General features: G+C 63.7%; 18 protein-coding genes and 1 pseudogene. 4 read left to right on the top strand and 15 right to left on the bottom strand.

What is annotated here, in order from left to right:
* Nucleotides 1–186: 186 nt before the first annotated feature.
* The 3 genes from NKJ35_RS20745 to tesB form a co-directional block, all read right to left on the bottom strand.
* A complete protein-coding gene (locus NKJ35_RS20745) occupies nt 187–1,509 on the bottom strand; it encodes an ammonium transporter (RefSeq protein WP_031212694.1) in 1,323 nt (440 codons plus the stop codon).
* A gap of 49 nt (nt 1,510–1,558) precedes the next feature.
* Complete coding sequence (locus NKJ35_RS20740) at nt 1,559–1,897, bottom strand: P-II family nitrogen regulator (protein WP_254817816.1); 339 nt, start codon at nt 1,895–1,897, stop codon at nt 1,559–1,561.
* 220 nt (nt 1,898–2,117) lie between these two features.
* Nucleotides 2,118–2,993 (bottom strand): acyl-CoA thioesterase II, encoded by an 876-nt coding sequence (tesB, locus tag NKJ35_RS20735; protein ID WP_352649387.1) that lies wholly within the window; start codon nt 2,991–2,993, stop codon nt 2,118–2,120.
* 100 nt (nt 2,994–3,093) lie between these two features.
* Between tesB and NKJ35_RS20730 the strand changes: the two genes are divergently transcribed.
* Entirely contained in the window at nt 3,094–4,338 is a 1,245-nt protein-coding gene (locus NKJ35_RS20730; protein WP_352649436.1) for a ubiquinone biosynthesis hydroxylase, read from the top strand.
* 34 nt (nt 4,339–4,372) lie between these two features.
* Here NKJ35_RS20730 and NKJ35_RS20725 read toward each other — a convergent pair whose 3' ends face one another.
* From NKJ35_RS20725 to NKJ35_RS20715, 3 genes are all read right to left on the bottom strand, one after another.
* Complete coding sequence (locus tag NKJ35_RS20725; RefSeq protein ID WP_352479975.1) at nt 4,373–4,900, bottom strand: hypothetical protein; 528 nt, start codon at nt 4,898–4,900, stop codon at nt 4,373–4,375.
* Nucleotides 4,901–5,043: 143 nt separating this feature from the next.
* Nucleotides 5,044–5,400 carry a YciI family protein gene (locus NKJ35_RS20720; protein WP_352649386.1) on the bottom strand — a complete coding sequence of 119 codons (357 nt, stop codon included), beginning with the start codon at nt 5,398–5,400 and terminating at the stop codon, nt 5,044–5,046.
* Nucleotides 5,401–5,402: 2 nt separating this feature from the next.
* Nucleotides 5,403–5,633 carry a hypothetical protein gene (locus NKJ35_RS20715; protein WP_352649385.1) on the bottom strand — a complete coding sequence of 77 codons (231 nt, stop codon included), beginning with the start codon at nt 5,631–5,633 and terminating at the stop codon, nt 5,403–5,405.
* Nucleotides 5,634–5,854: 221 nt separating this feature from the next.
* Between NKJ35_RS20715 and NKJ35_RS20710 the strand changes: the two genes are divergently transcribed.
* Nucleotides 5,855–6,280, top strand: coding sequence for an OsmC family protein (locus NKJ35_RS20710; RefSeq protein ID WP_254817821.1), 426 nt, complete (start codon nt 5,855–5,857; stop codon nt 6,278–6,280).
* Between the two features lie 211 nt (nt 6,281–6,491).
* Here the strand turns inward: NKJ35_RS20710 and NKJ35_RS20705 are convergent.
* The 7 genes and pseudogenes from NKJ35_RS20705 to NKJ35_RS20675 form a co-directional block, all read right to left on the bottom strand.
* Nucleotides 6,492–7,132: pseudogene (locus tag NKJ35_RS20705) on the bottom strand (YceH family protein).
* Between the two features lie 240 nt (nt 7,133–7,372).
* A complete protein-coding gene (locus tag NKJ35_RS20700) occupies nt 7,373–8,152 on the bottom strand; it encodes a succinate dehydrogenase iron-sulfur subunit (protein WP_254817823.1) in 780 nt (259 codons plus the stop codon).
* Nucleotides 8,152–8,589, bottom strand: coding sequence for a DUF3052 family protein (locus NKJ35_RS20695; RefSeq protein ID WP_352649435.1), 438 nt, complete (start codon nt 8,587–8,589; stop codon nt 8,152–8,154). Before NKJ35_RS20695 ends, NKJ35_RS20700 begins: the two co-directional genes overlap by 1 nt.
* A 2-nt stretch (nt 8,590–8,591) precedes the next feature.
* Nucleotides 8,592–10,430, bottom strand: coding sequence for a succinate dehydrogenase flavoprotein subunit (sdhA, locus tag NKJ35_RS20690; RefSeq protein ID WP_352649384.1), 1,839 nt, complete (start codon nt 10,428–10,430; stop codon nt 8,592–8,594).
* Between the two features lie 3 nt (nt 10,431–10,433).
* Nucleotides 10,434–10,829: a succinate dehydrogenase, hydrophobic membrane anchor protein gene (gene sdhD, locus NKJ35_RS20685; protein WP_352508952.1), complete on the bottom strand. Its 396-nt coding sequence runs from the start codon at nt 10,827–10,829 to the stop codon at nt 10,434–10,436.
* Entirely contained in the window at nt 10,826–11,251 is a 426-nt protein-coding gene (gene sdhC / locus NKJ35_RS20680; protein ID WP_352649383.1) for a succinate dehydrogenase, cytochrome b556 subunit, read from the bottom strand. The genes sdhD and sdhC overlap by 4 nt, the downstream gene beginning before the upstream one ends.
* 243 nt (nt 11,252–11,494) lie before the next feature.
* Nucleotides 11,495–11,875 (bottom strand): hypothetical protein, encoded by a 381-nt coding sequence (locus NKJ35_RS20675; RefSeq protein WP_352649382.1) that lies wholly within the window; start codon nt 11,873–11,875, stop codon nt 11,495–11,497.
* 231 nt (nt 11,876–12,106) lie between these two features.
* Between NKJ35_RS20675 and NKJ35_RS20670 the strand changes: the two genes are divergently transcribed.
* Complete coding sequence (locus NKJ35_RS20670; protein ID WP_352649381.1) at nt 12,107–12,466, top strand: hypothetical protein; 360 nt, start codon at nt 12,107–12,109, stop codon at nt 12,464–12,466.
* Here the strand turns inward: NKJ35_RS20670 and NKJ35_RS20665 are convergent.
* A complete protein-coding gene (locus NKJ35_RS20665) occupies nt 12,450–13,670 on the bottom strand; it encodes a GGDEF domain-containing protein (RefSeq protein WP_352649380.1) in 1,221 nt (406 codons plus the stop codon). The genes NKJ35_RS20670 and NKJ35_RS20665 overlap by 17 nt on opposite strands.
* A 76-nt stretch (nt 13,671–13,746) precedes the next feature.
* Complete coding sequence (locus tag NKJ35_RS20660) at nt 13,747–14,943, bottom strand: GGDEF domain-containing protein (RefSeq protein ID WP_352649379.1); 1,197 nt, start codon at nt 14,941–14,943, stop codon at nt 13,747–13,749.
* Between the two features lie 160 nt (nt 14,944–15,103).
* Between NKJ35_RS20660 and NKJ35_RS20655 the strand changes: the two genes are divergently transcribed.
* Nucleotides 15,104–15,415 (top strand): hypothetical protein, encoded by a 312-nt coding sequence (locus tag NKJ35_RS20655; protein WP_352649378.1) that lies wholly within the window; start codon nt 15,104–15,106, stop codon nt 15,413–15,415.
* Nucleotides 15,416–15,442: the final 27 nt, after the last annotated feature.

Genomic DNA, 15,442 nt, shown 5'->3' with positions numbered 1-15,442 from the left:
GGCCGATGTTTCACGCCGCCGGCGGATCGAGCACCTTGATCAAGCGACCGCGATCGAGCCATCACGGCCATCCGCGCGCAAAAAAGAGGCCCGGAAGGTTTCCGGGCCTCAAGGCGTGAGCCCTTTCGGGAGCATCACGACGGGATCTTCCCGGCACCGGCAAAACGCCGATGCCGGCCAATACCTTTACGGCACCACTTCGCCGTGCTGGCTGATGTCGAGGCCTTCGACCTCTTCCGGGGTGGAAGGACGCAGGCCGACCAGCGCCTTGACGATGTAGAGGATCACGAAGCTCGCGATCGCCGTCCACAGGATGGTGAAGACGATACCGTAGAGCTGCTTGCCGACCGAGGCGCCCGAGCCGAGGCTGTTGATCGCCGGATCGGCGAGCACGCCGGTCAGCAATGCGCCGATGATGCCGCCGATGCCGTGCACGCCGAATGCATCGAGCGAGTCGTCATAGCCGAACGCGTGCTTGAGCTTGACGGCCGAGACGTAGCACAGCACGCCGGCGACGATGCCGACGATGAAGGCGCCGGTCGGATTGACGAAGCCGGAAGCCGGCGTCACCGCGACCAGGCCGGCGACGGCGCCCGAGATGATGCCGAGAACGCTCGGCTTCTTGGCGACGATCCATTCGGCGAACATCCAGGCGAGCGCCGCAGCGGCAGCGGCAACCTGGGTGTTCAGCATCGCGGCACCGGCAAGGCCGTCGGCGGCCAGTTCCGAACCGGCGTTGAAGCCGAACCAGCCGACCCACAGCAGCGAAGCACCGATTACGGAGTAGACGAGGTTGTGCGGCGCCATGTTGGTGGTGCCGTAGCCTTCACGCTTGCCGAGAACCAGCGCGCAGACCAGGCCGGCAACACCGGCATTGATGTGAACGACCGTGCCGCCGGCGAAATCGAGAACGCCGGCTGTGCCGAGGAAGCCGCCGCCCCACACCCAGTGCGCGATCGGGGCATAGACCACCAGCAGCCACGCCCCCATGAAGATGAGCAGCGCCGAGAACTTCATTCGTTCGGCGAAGGCGCCGGCAATCAGCGCCGGCGTGATGATGGCGAAGGTCATCTGGAACATCGAGAAGACGAACTCAGGGATGTTCGCCACGCCCGGCAGCCACAGCGACGAGGTGGTGATGCCGTTGTGGAAGAACTTCGAGAAGCCGCCGAGATAGGCATTCATGCCGCCGCCATCCGAGAAGGCCAGCGAATAGCCGAACATGAACCACAGCACCGTTACCAGGCAGGTGATGGCAAAGCTCTGCATGATGGTGGCGAGCACGTTCTTCTTGCGCACCATGCCGCCATAAAACAGCGCCAGGCCCGGTATGGTCATCATCAGCACCAGCGCCGTCGAGGTCAGCATCCAGGCGGTGTTGCCGGTGTCGAGCGCGGGCGCTGGGGCAGCCGGTGCTGCCGGTGCCGCTTCCTGCGCGAACGCAGCAACCGTGCCCAGTGCAGCGAGAGCGAGCGAGCCCAAAACGGCCGCGCGTCCCGTTATCTTCAAGGTGGAAGGAATATTCATTGAACTCTCCATTGGAATACGTATCCGCAGCTCAAAGCGCGTCGGTGTCTGTTTCGCCGGTGCGAATGCGCACCGCCTGGTCGATGCCGAAAACGAAGATCTTGCCGTCGCCGATCTGGCCGGTCTTGGCCGCCGCGGTGATGGCTTCGACCGCCCTGTCGACCATGTCGACGGCGACCGCGACTTCGATCTTGATCTTCGGCAGGAAGCTGACCGCGTATTCCGCCCCGCGATAGATTTCCGTGTGCCCCTTCTGGCGTCCGTAGCCTTTTACTTCGGTGACGGTCAGGCCCTGGATGCCGACCGCGGTGAGCGCCTCGCGCACCTCGTCGAGCTTGAACGGCTTTATGATTGCCATCACGATCTTCATAAGGTTTCACCCTTTGCTGTTGCGGGTCCCCGCGTTTTGCACGACTTCGCCGATCCCCATGAGAGCCGGAGAGTGCCCGCTAGGATTCAAGCTCCGTGCCAATTGCCGAAGCAGGGCGTTAAGCTGTTGTTAAACAACGAAATCGGGAAGGTTTGCCGACTGCCTGTTCACAGTCGCGGCAGTGCATATGATTAAAAAATAGGCAAATTTCGAAAAATGCCTACTCCGCAGGCGGTCGCTTCAGCCGGATGAGTCCTTCTTGGGCAACCGAGGCGATCAACGTGCCGTCGCGGGCAAACAGCGAGCCGCGGGTAAAACCGCGCGATCCTTGCGTCGACGGGCTGTCTTGCGTGTACAGCATCCAGTCGTCGAGCGGGTGGCTGCGGTGGAACCACATGGCATGGTCGAGGCTGGCTGCCTGGATATCGCGATCGAAAATGGCGCGGCCATGGGCAAAGGTTGAGGTGTCAAGCAGCGTCATGTCGGAGAGGTAAGCGAGCACAGCCGCCTGCGTGGCGCGATCGGCCGGCACCGGACCGGTGGTGCGGATCCAGATGTTCTGCTTCGGCTCGAGCTTTTCCCGGCTGGTATAATGCTTCAGCATTACCGGCTTCATCTCGATCGGCCGATCGCGCTCCCAATAGCGCTTGATGCCGTCGGGCACCGCTTCGCCAAACTTGCCCAGCAATTCGCGCTGCGACAGCAACGTGTCGGGCGCCGGCACGTCCTGCGGCATCGGCACCTGATGTTCCAGGCCGACCTCATCCTGCTGGAACGAGGCTTCCAGCGAAAAGATCGCCTGGCCGTGCTGGATAGCGACGACGCGGCGCGTGGTGAAGGAGCCGCCGTCACGGATACGGTCGACCTCGTAGATGATCGGCACCTTGGTGTCGCCCGGCCGCATGAAATAGCCATGCAGTGAGTGCACATAGCGCTCGGGCTCGACCGTTCGCTGTGCGGCGACCAGCGCCTGGGCGATGGTCTGGCCGCCGAAGATGCGCTGCCAGTCGAGCTTGGGGCTGCGACCACGATACAGGTTGTGTTCCAGCTGCTCGAGGTCGAGAATGCCGAGAAGCTCGTCCATGGCTGCCGTCATCTTGACCTCGCCGCAAAATTACCATGGCGGTTTCCGACAGGAACAGCGGGCAGTCAAGGGCGGAAAGCCCGGCGACGGTCAGGCTGCGAAAGGAATTGCGATGGTGGACAGCAAGAATTCGCTCGACGTTCTTGTCGCCGGCGCCGGCTATGTCGGCCTGGCCGCCGCCGTATCGCTGAAGCAGGCGCGGCCGAGCCTTGCCGTTGCCGTCGTCGATGCAGCACCCGCCGGGGTCTGGCGGAAGGACGGCCGCGCCTCGGCGATTGCCGCCGCCGCGTGCCGCATGCTCGACCAGCTCGGCGTCTGGAACGAGATCGCGCCGGAGGCGCAGGCGATCACCGAAATGATCGTCACTGATTCGCGCACATCCGATCCGGTCCGCCCGGTGTTCCTCACTTTCGATGGCGAGGTCGCGCCCGGCGAACCCTTTGCGCATATGGTCGCCAACAAGGATTTGAACGGCGCCTTGCGCCGGCGCGCCGAACAACTCGGCATCGGCATCATCGAAGGCGTCGCCGTCAGCGCCTTCGACATCAACGGCGCCGGCATAACCGTGCATCTTGCCGACGGCGCGACGCTGAAGGCGCGGCTGCTGGTTGCCGCCGACGGCGTCAATTCGAAGCTGCGCGACATGGCTGGCATCAAGACGGTGAAATGGGAGTATGGCCAGTCCGGCATCGTCTGCACGGTGGCGCATGAGCGGCCGCACAACGGCCGCGCCGAAGAGCATTTCCTTCCCGCAGGCCCGTTTGCCACGCTGCCGCTCAAGCCGGGCAAGGACGGCACCAACCGCTCGTCGATCGTCTGGGTCGAACGGTCGCAGGATGCCGACAAGCTGGTCAGTGGCGACACCCTGGTCCTGGAATATGAGCTCGAGCAGCGCTTTGGCCTGAAACTCGGCGAAATCCATATCGCCGACAAGCCGCGTGCCTGGCCGCTTGGGCTGATCATTGCGCGCGCCTTCGTCGCGCCGCGCATCGCCTTGGCCGGCGACGCCGCCCACGGCATCCACCCGATCGCCGGCCAGGGTCTGAATCTCGGTTTCAAGGACGTGGCGGCGCTGGCCGAAGTGGTGGTCGAGGCCGACCGGCTCGGCCAGGACATCGGCGCGCTGGACGTGCTTGAGCGCTACCAGCAATGGCGGCGTTTCGACACGGTGCAGATGGGCATCACCACCGATGTGCTGAACCGGCTGTTTTCCAACGATTTCGGCCCGCTGCGCACTTTGCGCGACATCGGCCTCGGCCTTGTCCAGCGCATGCCGCGGCTGAAGGGGTTCTTCATCCGCCAGGCGTCGGGTCTGTCCGGCGACACGCCGAAACTGTTGAAGGGCGAGGCGATCTAGGCCCGGCAAGCGCGCGCGTTTTACTAGCGTTCGGTCAGTTGACCTCAAAGCCTAGCTTCTGGCGCAGCCGGAGCATGCGCTGGTCGGGAATCGGCAGGTTTTGTCCACCAGCTTCCGCCGCACGGCTGACCATTCGCAGCAGATCGTTCCTTTCAGCTGCGTCGAGCCGTTCGCGCAGGAACGGTGCCAGCTTGTCGATGACGACCGTGGCGTCGTCGATTTGCGATGCCGCCCATTTGGCGTAGATCACGGCTTCATCGGTCTGCTTTTTGTCGGCGATCTCCGAGATCACCGATCGAATGGCGGCTTCGCGTTGCGGCAGCACAGGACCATGCTCGGAAACAATCGCGGTGATCAGCGTCGCGGCGGCGACGACCGGATCGTCGATCGCCGTCAGCGGCGAGAGCGCCGCCTGCTTGCGCAGCTTCTTGCGGCGGATATTGCCCTGGACGCGGCCAACGACGTCGGCAACCTCACGCGCCGCATCGTTCATGATTTTCAGCCGGTACCACCAGAACGCCGCTGCCCCCAGCAGGCCGATTGCAGCAATCAATATATGCATACCCCAAGATCCCCAATCTCGGGCGACGATACGAGAAGTATTGCTTCGCTTCAACACGCAAGAGTTGCATCGCTCGAAGAAAACGAAAGCCTGGGCCAGTCATCGGCCGCCATCACTTTGCCAAGGAACTTATCGGGACATCCCTACGACCCCGACACGTTGTAGATCGCCCGTACCTCGATCGTGCCGATTTCGGCTAGCGGAATGCCGCCGGCGATCTCCAGCGCCTCGTCGAGATCCCCGGCCTCGATCATGACGAAACCGAGCAACTGCTCCTTGGTCTCGGCGAAGGGGCCGTCGGTGACCAGCCGCTTGCCTTGGCGTCGGCGCACGGTCTTCGACGTCTTCACCGATTGCAGCGCCTGCGCGATGATCAGGCGGCCGCTTTGCGCCACCAACCTGTCATAGGCCAGCGAATCGGCATCGAGCTTGGCCAGCCTCGCAGGCGTCATTGCGTAGAGATCTTTTTCTTCACCGTAGACCAGGCAAACGTATTTCATCTTTACCTCCATTCCTGGGTTGGACCGTAGGACGAGGCTACGGAAACATTGGCCGGGCCTTTGGCCGCGGCATAGTCGAGCCCCGCAGCATAATCCAGAAAGGACACCGCAATGCCGATGATGGCAATCGCCGCAAGCAGTCGGCCGAAGCCGGAAGGCCGCAGGCGCGACCAGTCGGCCTGTTGTTCACCGGCTCTGTGGCTGGTCCAGTGAGCAGAAAACAGATTGTTCATGTGGTCCTCCATCCGGCCACCAAGTCCATGGCCGCCCGCAGGACGGCCGGGACAGATGGAAGTCGACATTTTTGCACGCGTATTTTTTCGAATTTTTTTCGCTCGACATGATGTGTCACGCTGCCGCCGATACGAAAGCGTGGGTGGCCTTCGCTCCGGCGCGCGCTATAGTCGACCGGACGCCGACTATGGGCTCAATCACGACAATCAAGGAGGAATTGATGGACCGCACCGCCAACGCCGTTTGGAAAGGCAGTTTCAAGGAAGGCAAAGGCACGCTCGATACCCAGAGCGGGACGCTGAAAGGCACGCCCTATTCTGCCAAGATGCGTTTCGAGGACGAGAGCGGCAAATCCGGCACCAACCCGGAAGAGCTGATCGCCGCCGCCCATGCCGGCTGCTTTGCCATGCAACTTGCGCATCTTCTTGCCGAGAACGGCACTCCGGCTACCGAGCTCGACGCCAAGGCCGTGGTGACACTGGTCCCCGGCACCGGCATCACCGGCAGCGCGATCACGCTGGTCGGCAAGGTACCGGGCATCGATGCCGCCAAATTCCAGGAACTAGCCGAAAAAGCCAAGGGCGGATGCCCGGTCTCGAAGGCGCTCGGCGCCATCAAGGTATCGCTCGACGCCAGACTCGGGTGAGCCGCCAAACGAACGTCGGCGATCCTTCGCGCCCCCCTCTGCCCTGCCGGGCATCTCCCCCTCAAGGGGGGAGATTGGCAGTTTTGGCGACGGCTCTCGTCCTTCAACCTTGGTGATTGGCGAAAGTGGAGATGACAGCGCAATCTCCCCCCTTGAGGGGGAGATGTCCGGCAGGACAGAGGGGGGCGCTGTCCCGCCGACGTTCGAGTGACTATGTAGTGCCTTCGCCGGTCAGCGCATCCAGGCGGGCGCGCAATGCCGCGACCTCCTCCTCGAGGGCCTGCACGCGCGTCTCCAGATCCGAGGCCGGCGAGGACGATTGCAGGGGCGCTGCTGCAGTCGACAACTGCACCGGCCCGCTGAGCAGATGGACATAGCGATCCTCGCGCTGGCCGGGGCCGCGATCGATCTGCTGCACCAGCGGCGGCCTTCGGCCGATCAGCAGATCGAGATTGCCGCGAAGCTCGTCGATCGACGGCAACCGCGCCAGGCGCTCGCTTCGCGCCAGCAATTCATAGGCCGTCTGCGGGCCGCGCAGCAACAACAGGCCGAGCAGCGCGATCTGCGCCGAGGTCAGGGAAAAGCGCTGTGCCACGACATGCTCATAGCGCTCGACGCGCGACGCGAACACCTGCCTGACGAGGCCCTTCTGCTCGAGCTGGCCAAGCGCCCGTCTGACCTCGGCAAGCTCGACCGACATTACCGGCTCGCGCGCCGTTTTCTGGTTGGCCGCCGCATGTGCTGCATTGAGGTCAGCGGATAGACGTCCGGCGTCAGTTCCTTCTTCTCGACCAGGCTGCCGAGGACGCGCGCTTCGATGGGCGAGAGGATGGGAAGGTCGGAGTCGGTCATTGGATCGGCTATCCTTCTGAGGCCGGAGGGACAGCACCCCCCTCTGTCCTGCCGGACATCTCCCCCGCAAGGGGGGAGATCGGCAGCTTCAACGCTGTGCGTCCATTCTTGCAATGGTGGAGATTAGCGAAAGCCAAGATGACGGCCAATCTCCCCCGTTGCGGGGGAGATGTCCGGCAGGACAGAGGGGGGCGCGAAGGATCGCTACGGACAACACGATCGGCAAAGCCGCCAGCCCCCTTACACCCGTCGCTCCACCATCATCTTCTTGATCTCGGCGATCGCCTTGGCCGGGTTGAGCCCCTTGGGGCAGGTCTGGGCGCAGTTCATGATGGTGTGGCAGCGATAGAGCCGGAACGGGTCTTCGAGATTGTCGAGCCGCTCGCCCGTCGCCTCGTCCCTGGAATCGATCAGCCAGCGATAGGCCTGCAGAAGCGTCGCCGGGCCGAGATAGCGATCGCCGTTCCACCAGTAGCTCGGGCAGGAGGTCGAGCAGCAGGCGCACAATATGCACTCGTACAGCCCGTCGAGCTTTTCGCGGTCCTCGTGGCTCTGCAGCCATTCCTTGGCCGGCTCGGGCGACACCGTCTTCAGCCAGGGTTCGATCGAGGCGTGCTGGGCGTAGAAATTGGTGAGGTCGGGCACGAGGTCCTTGACCACGGCCATATGCGGCAGCGGATAGACCTTGACCGCGCCGGAAATGTCGTCGCAGCCCTTGGTGCAGGCGAGCGTGTTCGACCCGTCGATGTTCATGGCGCAGGACCCGCAAATGCCTTCGCGGCAGGAGCGGCGCAGCGTCAGCGTCGGGTCGATCTTGTTCTTGATCCAGAGCAGCGCGTCGAGCACCATCGGCCCGCAATCGTCCATGTCGACGAAATATGTATCCATGCGCGGGTTCTCGTCATCGTCCGGCGACCAGCGGTAGATGCGGTATTCGCGCAGATTGGTGGCACCCTCCGGCTTCGGCCAGGTTTTTCCGGCCATGATCTTCGAGTTTTTCGGAAGCGTCAGTTCGACCATTACCTCAGGTCCTTTCGGATGACGAGCTTCAGCCCGGACCAGATCTCGTTCACGGCGGCGACCTTGACGGCGACGAGGTCGAGCTTCAGCGCCTCGGCGCGGATAACGTCCTCGGTGACGTCGGTCGGCACTTTCGACGCCTTCTTTGGCCAAGAGACCCAGACCATGCCGTCCCGCTTGATCGCTGCTTCCATGTCGCCAAGACTGTCCTCGATCTCGACACGCTGCCGGGTGAAAGCATACACGGCATCGTATTTCTCATGAACGCCCGAAATCGCCGACCAGTCAGCCAGCCGGTCGATGTGGGCAAAGTCGACAGCGCCGGCCAGATCATCGAGTTCGGCCGGCAAGGCCACGAAAGCGGCAATCATCCCGTCCTTCAGGCCGAGCTTGGCTGGAAGGGGCGTGCCGGAATATCCCGCGACCGCCAGCGCCATCGTCAATACACTCTCGCCTTCGGCGCAATCTTGGCCGGATTGATGCCGCCGTCTGCCTCCTTGAGCAGCGTCTCGGTGTGCACCGGCCGGTAGCTGAGCGCCACCTCGCCGGCCTCGTTGAGCCGGGCCAGCGTATGCTTGCGCCAGTTGGCGTCGTCGCGGGCCGAAAAGTCCTCCCGCGCGTGCGCGCCGCGGCTTTCCTTGCGCGCCTCGGCGCCGTAGACGGTGGTGATGGCGTTGGCCATCAGATTTTCCAGCTCCAGCGTCTCGACCAGGTCGGAGTTCCAGATCATCGAGCGGTCAAACACCTTGACGTCCTTGAGCTCGCCCCAAAGCTGCGAAATGCGCCTGCAGCCGCTTTCCAGCGATTCCTGGGTGCGGAACACCGCTGCGTCCTCCTGCATCGCCTTCTGCATCTTTTCGCGCAAAACCGCTGTCGGCGTCGAGCCGTTGGCGTGACGCAGCCGGTCGAAGCGGTCCATGATCTTTTCGACGGCGGCCTCGTTGGGCGAAGGGATCGCCGATGTGCGGTCGATCACCTGGCCGGCCCGGATTGCCGCCGCACGGCCGAACACCACCAGGTCGATCAGCGAGTTGGAGCCCAGCCGGTTAGCACCGTGCACCGAGGCGCAGCCGGCCTCGCCAACCGCCATCAGCCCGGGCGACACCTGGTCCGGATTCGACGCCGTCGGGTTGAGCACCTCGCCCCAGTAATTGGTCGGCACGCCGCCCATATTGTAATGGACCGTCGGCAGCACCGGGATCGGCTCCTTGGTCAGGTCGACGCCGGCAAAGATCTTTGCCGATTCCGAAATACCCGGGAGCCTCTCGTGCAGGACGGCCGGGTCGAGATGGTCGAGATGCAGGAAGATATGATCCTTCTTCGGGCCGACGCCGCGGCCCTCGCGGATTTCCAGCGTCATACAGCGCGAGACCACGTCCCGCGAAGCCAGATCCTTGGCTGACGGCGCGTAGCGCTCCATGAAGCGCTCGCCCTCGGAATTGACGAGATAGCCGCCCTCGCCGCGGGCACCCTCGGTGATCAGGCAGCCGGCGCCGTAGATGCCGGTCGGGTGGAACTGCACGAACTCCATGTCCTGCAGCGGCAGGCCTGCGCGTGCGGCCATGCCACCGCCATCGCCGGTGCAGGTATGCGCCGAAGTGGCCGAGAAATAGGCGCGGCCATAGCCGCCTGTCGCCAGCACCACCATCTTGGCCGAAAAGCGGTGGATGGTGCCGTCGTCGAGGTTCCAGGCGACGACGCCGGTGCAGGTGCCGTCCGGCTCCATGATCAGGTCGAGCGCGAAATACTCGATGAAGAACTGCGCATTGTGCTTCAGCGACTGGCCGTAGAGCGTATGCAGCATGGCGTGGCCGGTGCGGTCGGCAGCCGCGCAGGTGCGCTGCACCGGCGGCCCCTCGCCGAAATTCATCATCATGCCGCCGAACGGCCGCTGGTAGATTTTCCCGTCCTCGGTGCGGCTGAAGGGGACGCCGTAATGCTCGAGCTCGTAGACCGCCGCCGGCGCTTCGCGCACCATGTATTCCTGCGCGTCGGTGTCGCCCAGCCAATCCGAGCCTTTGACGGTGTCGAAGAGATGCCACTGCCAGTTGTCGGGACCCATATTGGCGAGCGAGGCGGCAATGCCGCCCTGCGCCGCAACCGTATGCGAGCGCGTCGGGAACACCTTGGTGATGCAGGCGGTGCGCAGGCCCTGCTCGGCCATGCCGAGCGTGGCTCGCAGGCCGGCGCCGCCGGCGCCGACGACCACGACGTCGAATTTGTGGTCGACATAGCTATAGGCGGAAGCCGTGTTGGCGTTCTTCGCGTCCTTGGCCAAAACTCAGCCTCCAAATGCCAGTTTAAGCAGGGCGAAGACCGAAGCGACGCCGACGACTACGGGAAAGAATGTGTTGAGGGCGAGCAGCGCCAGCCTGGCGCCTTCGCCGTGCACATAGTCTTCGATGATTGCCTGCATGCCGAGCCGCATGTGGTAGAGCACCGACAGCAGCACCAGCGCCAGCACCAGTGCCACGAACGGATTGGCAAGTGCGGCGCGCACCTCGATATAGCTGGCGCCGTTGAGTGCGATCAGGAAGCCGACGAAGAACAGGACCAGCGGGATGTTGGAGATCGCCGTCAGCCGCTGGCGCCAGAAATGGCCGGTGCCCTCGCGGGCGGAACCGAGGCCGCGGACCTTGGCCAGCGGCGTACGCATGTCGGTGTTTTTGCCGCTCATGTCAGGCTCCCCCGCGCCATGTAGCCGGCGATCCAGATCAGCAGCGTCAGCGTGACCGAGCCGGCCAGCGTCGCCCAGGCGATCCTCGACGCGGTATGCTTTTCCAGCCCTGCCCCAGTGTCCCAGATCAGATGGCGCACACCGCCCAGCATGTGGTGCATCAGCGCCCAGCTGTAGCCCAACAGCACCAGCCGTCCCAGCCACGAGCCGAAGGCCCAGTTGACGGCATTGAAGGTCGCCTCCGAACTCGCCGCCGCCATCAGCCACAGCGCGACCAGCAGCGTGCCGAAATAGAGCGCCCCGCCGGTGATGCGGTGGACGATCGACATCGTCATGGTGATCGGCGGCCGATAGACGGTCAGGTGCGGCGAAAGCGGCCGTTCACGTCTGGCAAATTCGCGGGTGGCTGGTGATTTGCTCATGGCTCCCCCAGTTCGGCGTCTCTGGAGCCTCAGGTGGGAATGCGGCATTGCCGCTTCCGGTTGCGACTTCGGACAGCCGGTTTCTAATGCTCTTTTTGCACCGCGTCAAAGCCGGAAAACCGTTTCGAAAACGTAATTTAGTCTGATGAAAGCGGCGCTTTCAGCTTCAATCGATTAGGACTGTCGCCTTGAACCGGCACAATGTCGCTGCACTGCAAAAAATGGCTGCCACAAGGGGGCGGATCAGCGCTTGCAGGCCAGCGGTGAGGCACCGCCCTTCATTACCAGCGCGTCACGCCCGTCGATCACGATTGCGCCATGCGCCTCGCCGTAACGGCTGGTCTGATTGGCCGGTGAGGCCGGCAGCTCGGCGCTGGTGCCGTCCTGGCCGAGCACGCGCACCGACGTGCCAAGATTCTCGATGGTCATCACGCTACCGTCGGCGCAGTTGTAAGTAGCAATGCGCGGCTGCGGTGCCGTCGGTTCGCTGGCGGCGGGAGCAAGCGACACGGAAGCGGCGGCCGTATTGCCAAGCTTGGGCGCGCTGGTCTGCGGCGCGCAGGCGGCGGCAGCCAGTAGCGGCGGAATGGCCAGCGCCACCCGAAACCTGCGGTGTAATCTCATGCTGCTTTCCCCCGCGCATCGAGCCCCCCGGATTTTCATGCTTTTTGAGTCGCGCCCGATGCCGGCGATGGTGGGAACAAGGCATGGCCGAATGATGGCCGGTGGGCGATCGGATATTAACCATATTTTCCGAGACCTCGCCCCGGCTGCGGTTGCCCTCTTAACAAAGGTTAATAAAAGGTTAATTTCTGATTCGAGGAGGCTTGCCTCTCAGCAATGGAGTAGCACGCCATGCATTCGAATTCAGCAGGACCGCGCCTTCCCTGGTTCCTATTGGCGGCGCTCGCCGTCGGCGTCGTCGCACCGGCATTCGCCGGGACGCGCCATCATGACCGCGTCTATGCCGATTCCTTCGGCAATCTCGTCATCGACAGCGCCGCCGGCTACAAGCGTATCCTCGTTGGCGAGGGCAAGCTGGCCAAGGAGTTGTCCGACTACACCGGCGCCGGCCAGCCCGACGTGATCTACGAAAACGAATCGGACGATGTCCGCGGCGGCGACTGCTACAGGCCACCGGTTTTCGTCAAGGGCCGCAGCTATATGTATGGCCTCTCCGACGGCGAGATGCCGGAGCTCAGCCCCTGCCGCTGACGGCCACGCCGCCCTTGGTTGACGGCGCCGGCAGGGCAACAGCCGGCGCCACCGAGACACGCACGCAATCGCGGCCGCTGCCCTTCGCCTGATAGAGCGCTTTGTCGGCGCGCCGCAGCAGGTCGGAAAAGCTTTCGCCCGGACCAAGCTCTGCAACGCCGAAGCTGGCGCTGCAGCGGTGATTCGCGGGCAGGCAGTCGATCGGCGTGGCACCGAAGGCGCTGCGCGTGCCCTCGGCAAAGAGCCGGGCGGCGGCTAGATTGGTCCCCGGCAGGAAAATAGCGAATTCCTCGCCGCCGATGCGTCCGGCGACATGATGGTCGGCCGCGGCATCGCGGAGAAAACCGGCAAAGGCCTCGATGACCCGATCGCCCGACGCGTGGCCGTAAGTATCGTTGATGCGCTTGAAATGGTCGAGATCGGCAATGACCAGTGCCGCTGGAACGGCGCGCCGCATGGCATCACGCAGTGCGATCTCGGCATGGCGCTCGAAGCCGCCACGGTTGAGCAGCCGCGAAAGCGTGTCGGTTTCCGATTTCGACGTCGCCTCGGCGAGCACGTCGCGGACCAGGATAGCCAATGTCACCAGCGCAAGCGCCAGGCCGAACACGGTGCCGACAGACTGCGACACCAACGCATAGCTGGTCTGCGCATAAGATTGCGGGTTGGCGCCCCAGCCACCAAGCGCATGGGCGATGAAGGGTTTGCTGGTGAATTGCAAGGTGCTGGCCGCCAGGACAGCCATCAGCACATAGTCGAGCCGCTCGCGTCTTTGCCTGGACGACAAGACGATCGCCAGCCCGGTGAATTGCATGGCCGCATAGGGAAGCTGGTAGGCCGCCATTCGCACAAAGGATTGGCGTGGCAGATCCTGGACGAAGTAGACCGCGAGGGTGGCGAAGACCAGGAAGAGCAGCATCGGCGGCCAAGGCGGCGAAACGCGGTATTTATGGGCAAGCCCGCCATTGAAGGCGATGGTAGCAGCAAGGAAAGCGGCAAAGGCGGCGACAACTACGGGGCGCGCATTGTCGAAGGCAGGAATGCTGAACTCGATCGCGAAATAAGCCATGCCGAGCACATAGCCGAACGCTAGCCAGCGCGCCGACACCCGGCCGGCGTCATAGACCGCGATCGTCATGAAGGCCGCCGCCAGTAGCCCGGCAACGAACAGGTTGATCAGCAGGATGAAATTGGCGCTGCCCATGGCGTTTTGGCACTCCCCCCGAACAGCAGATCACCAACGCGCGAAAAAGACGTTAATTCGAAGCCGCCGCTGATGCTCAGCCAGCACTGGTCCGATTGGGAAGGACGACCGTTTCAGGCCGCTGATAGGACAGGCACACGCTGTCGCGGCCATTCCTCTTGGCTTTGTAGAGCGCTTCGTCGGCGCGGCGCATCAGCGGGTCCAGCTCTTCGTCGCTGGTGCGGGCGGCCACGCCGAAGCTCGCGGTCACTCTTGTCTCGGGCGGAAGCCCGTCGATTCGGCCCGCCGAATAGAGCGTGCGAACGGTTTCGGCATACAGTCTTGCCGCGCCAAGGTCGCTGAGCGGCAGCAGCACGGCGAACTCTTCGCCGCCGATGCGGCCGGCAACGCCGCGCGTACCTGCAGCCGACAGAAGCTTGGCGGCGAAATCGACGATAACGCGATCGCCGGCCGCGTGGCCATGCTGATCGTTGAGCGCCTTGAAATGATCGAGATCGGCCAGCACCAGCGTAACCGGCAATCGGGCCGTGGCACAGTGCTGCAGCACCAGCGTGGCGCGCTCCTCGAAGCCGCGGCGGTTGAGCAGGCCCGACAGCGGGTCTGTCAGGGTTTCGGTCTTCAGGGCCTTCGTCACATCGAGCGCGGCGGCGCCGAACAGGCAAAGTGCAATAAGCAGCGACAGCAATGCATGCGACAGCAGCGCCGTCGTCCAATAGGACGAGGTGTAAAGCCCTTCATAGCTGGTGAACGGCCCATGCGCGATGACGACGGCAAGGGTCCGCGCCAGGAAGTTCATGCCGGAAAGCAGCGACAGCACGAACAGGACCATTTCTGTCGGGCCGTTGTTGCGCACCGCGCGCAACTCGGCGGCAACAACCAGGCTGATGCCGCCGAAGCTGAAATTGACGGCAAGGATGCGCCAGGTGAGATCCGGCCGGGCAAAAAGAAACCACGAGAACGCGGCCAGTCCGCCGCAGGCCAGAATGCCGACCGCCGTGTAAGGCACGCGCCGCCCATAGCGCGCAATGACCGCGCCGGCGAGACAGCAAGTGGCAAAGGTGAAGCACAGGATCGAGATGAGCTTGGTGGGCGCCATACCGACAGGCAGCGTGAAATACTGGAGCAGGAAGCCTGCGGCCGAGGCCGAGTAGCCCGCCGCCAGCACGGCCAGATAGGGACGGTGACGCTGATAGAACCACAGCACGAGAAATGCAGTGCCGAGTGTGAGCGCGATGCCTGGATTGAGCAGCGCTATGAGCAGGCCGGTGTCCAAGCGCTGTAATTTCCCCTCGCTTCCCTCAGGAGACGTTAGAGCGGAAGCCCAAACAAGCGGTTAAGCGAAAGCGAATATACGACAGGTGCGTCGACGCAGCCGCTGGGCGGAACCGCGAACGGCGAGCGGCGTTTCACGACGGCAACCAGGAGACGCTCCGATGGCCGACACGATCATGCTGACCGATCACGATGCAATTCGCTCTTGGGCGGCGGCGCGCGCCGGCTTTCCGGCGATCGTCGACGTGTCGCCCGAAGCCGGAACGCAGCCCATGCTGAGGCTGGTCTTCGGCCAGCATGCCTATCAGGACCAGGACGAGCCCGAACGTCCGGTCAATGCCGGCGGCTATGAACTGGTCGAATGGGATGAATGGTTCAAACTCTTCGACGACCGCCAACTGGCGCTGGTCGTTGCAAAGGACCAACCCGGCCGACGTGAGGGATTTCACGAATTCGTCAGGCGGCCCGGCTGAAGAATGCCCGAACCGCATTGCGGCTCG

It is taken from the genome of Mesorhizobium sp. M0136 (assembly GCF_040322515.1).
Lineage (GTDB): Bacteria > Pseudomonadota > Alphaproteobacteria > Rhizobiales > Rhizobiaceae > Mesorhizobium.
The sequence above is the reverse complement of the archived record's forward strand: the minus strand, read 5'-3'. Positions and strand labels throughout refer to the sequence as shown.

Coding starts and splice junctions, on each gene's coding strand:
- NKJ35_RS20740 (WP_254817816.1), bottom strand. CDS start 1,897: ATGAAGATCGTGATGGCAATCATAAAGCCGTTCAAGCTCGACGAGGTG.
- tesB (WP_352649387.1), bottom strand. CDS start 2,993: ATGACGGCAGCCATGGACGAGCTTCTCGGCATTCTCGACCTCGAGCAG.
- NKJ35_RS20730 (WP_352649436.1), top strand. CDS start 3,094: ATGGTGGACAGCAAGAATTCGCTCGACGTTCTTGTCGCCGGCGCCGGC.
- NKJ35_RS20725 (WP_352479975.1), bottom strand. CDS start 4,900: ATGCATATATTGATTGCTGCAATCGGCCTGCTGGGGGCAGCGGCGTTC.
- NKJ35_RS20720 (WP_352649386.1), bottom strand. CDS start 5,400: ATGAAATACGTTTGCCTGGTCTACGGTGAAGAAAAAGATCTCTACGCA.
- NKJ35_RS20715 (WP_352649385.1), bottom strand. CDS start 5,633: ATGAACAATCTGTTTTCTGCTCACTGGACCAGCCACAGAGCCGGTGAA.
- NKJ35_RS20710 (WP_254817821.1), top strand. CDS start 5,855: ATGGACCGCACCGCCAACGCCGTTTGGAAAGGCAGTTTCAAGGAAGGC.
- NKJ35_RS20700 (WP_254817823.1), bottom strand. CDS start 8,152: ATGGTCGAACTGACGCTTCCGAAAAACTCGAAGATCATGGCCGGAAAA.
- NKJ35_RS20695 (WP_352649435.1), bottom strand. CDS start 8,589: ATGGCGCTGGCGGTCGCGGGATATTCCGGCACGCCCCTTCCAGCCAAG.
- sdhD (WP_352508952.1), bottom strand. CDS start 10,829: ATGAGCGGCAAAAACACCGACATGCGTACGCCGCTGGCCAAGGTCCGC.
- sdhC (WP_352649383.1), bottom strand. CDS start 11,251: ATGAGCAAATCACCAGCCACCCGCGAATTTGCCAGACGTGAACGGCCG.
- NKJ35_RS20675 (WP_352649382.1), bottom strand. CDS start 11,875: ATGAGATTACACCGCAGGTTTCGGGTGGCGCTGGCCATTCCGCCGCTA.
- NKJ35_RS20670 (WP_352649381.1), top strand. CDS start 12,107: ATGCATTCGAATTCAGCAGGACCGCGCCTTCCCTGGTTCCTATTGGCG.
- NKJ35_RS20665 (WP_352649380.1), bottom strand. CDS start 13,670: ATGGGCAGCGCCAATTTCATCCTGCTGATCAACCTGTTCGTTGCCGGG.
- NKJ35_RS20655 (WP_352649378.1), top strand. CDS start 15,104: ATGGCCGACACGATCATGCTGACCGATCACGATGCAATTCGCTCTTGG.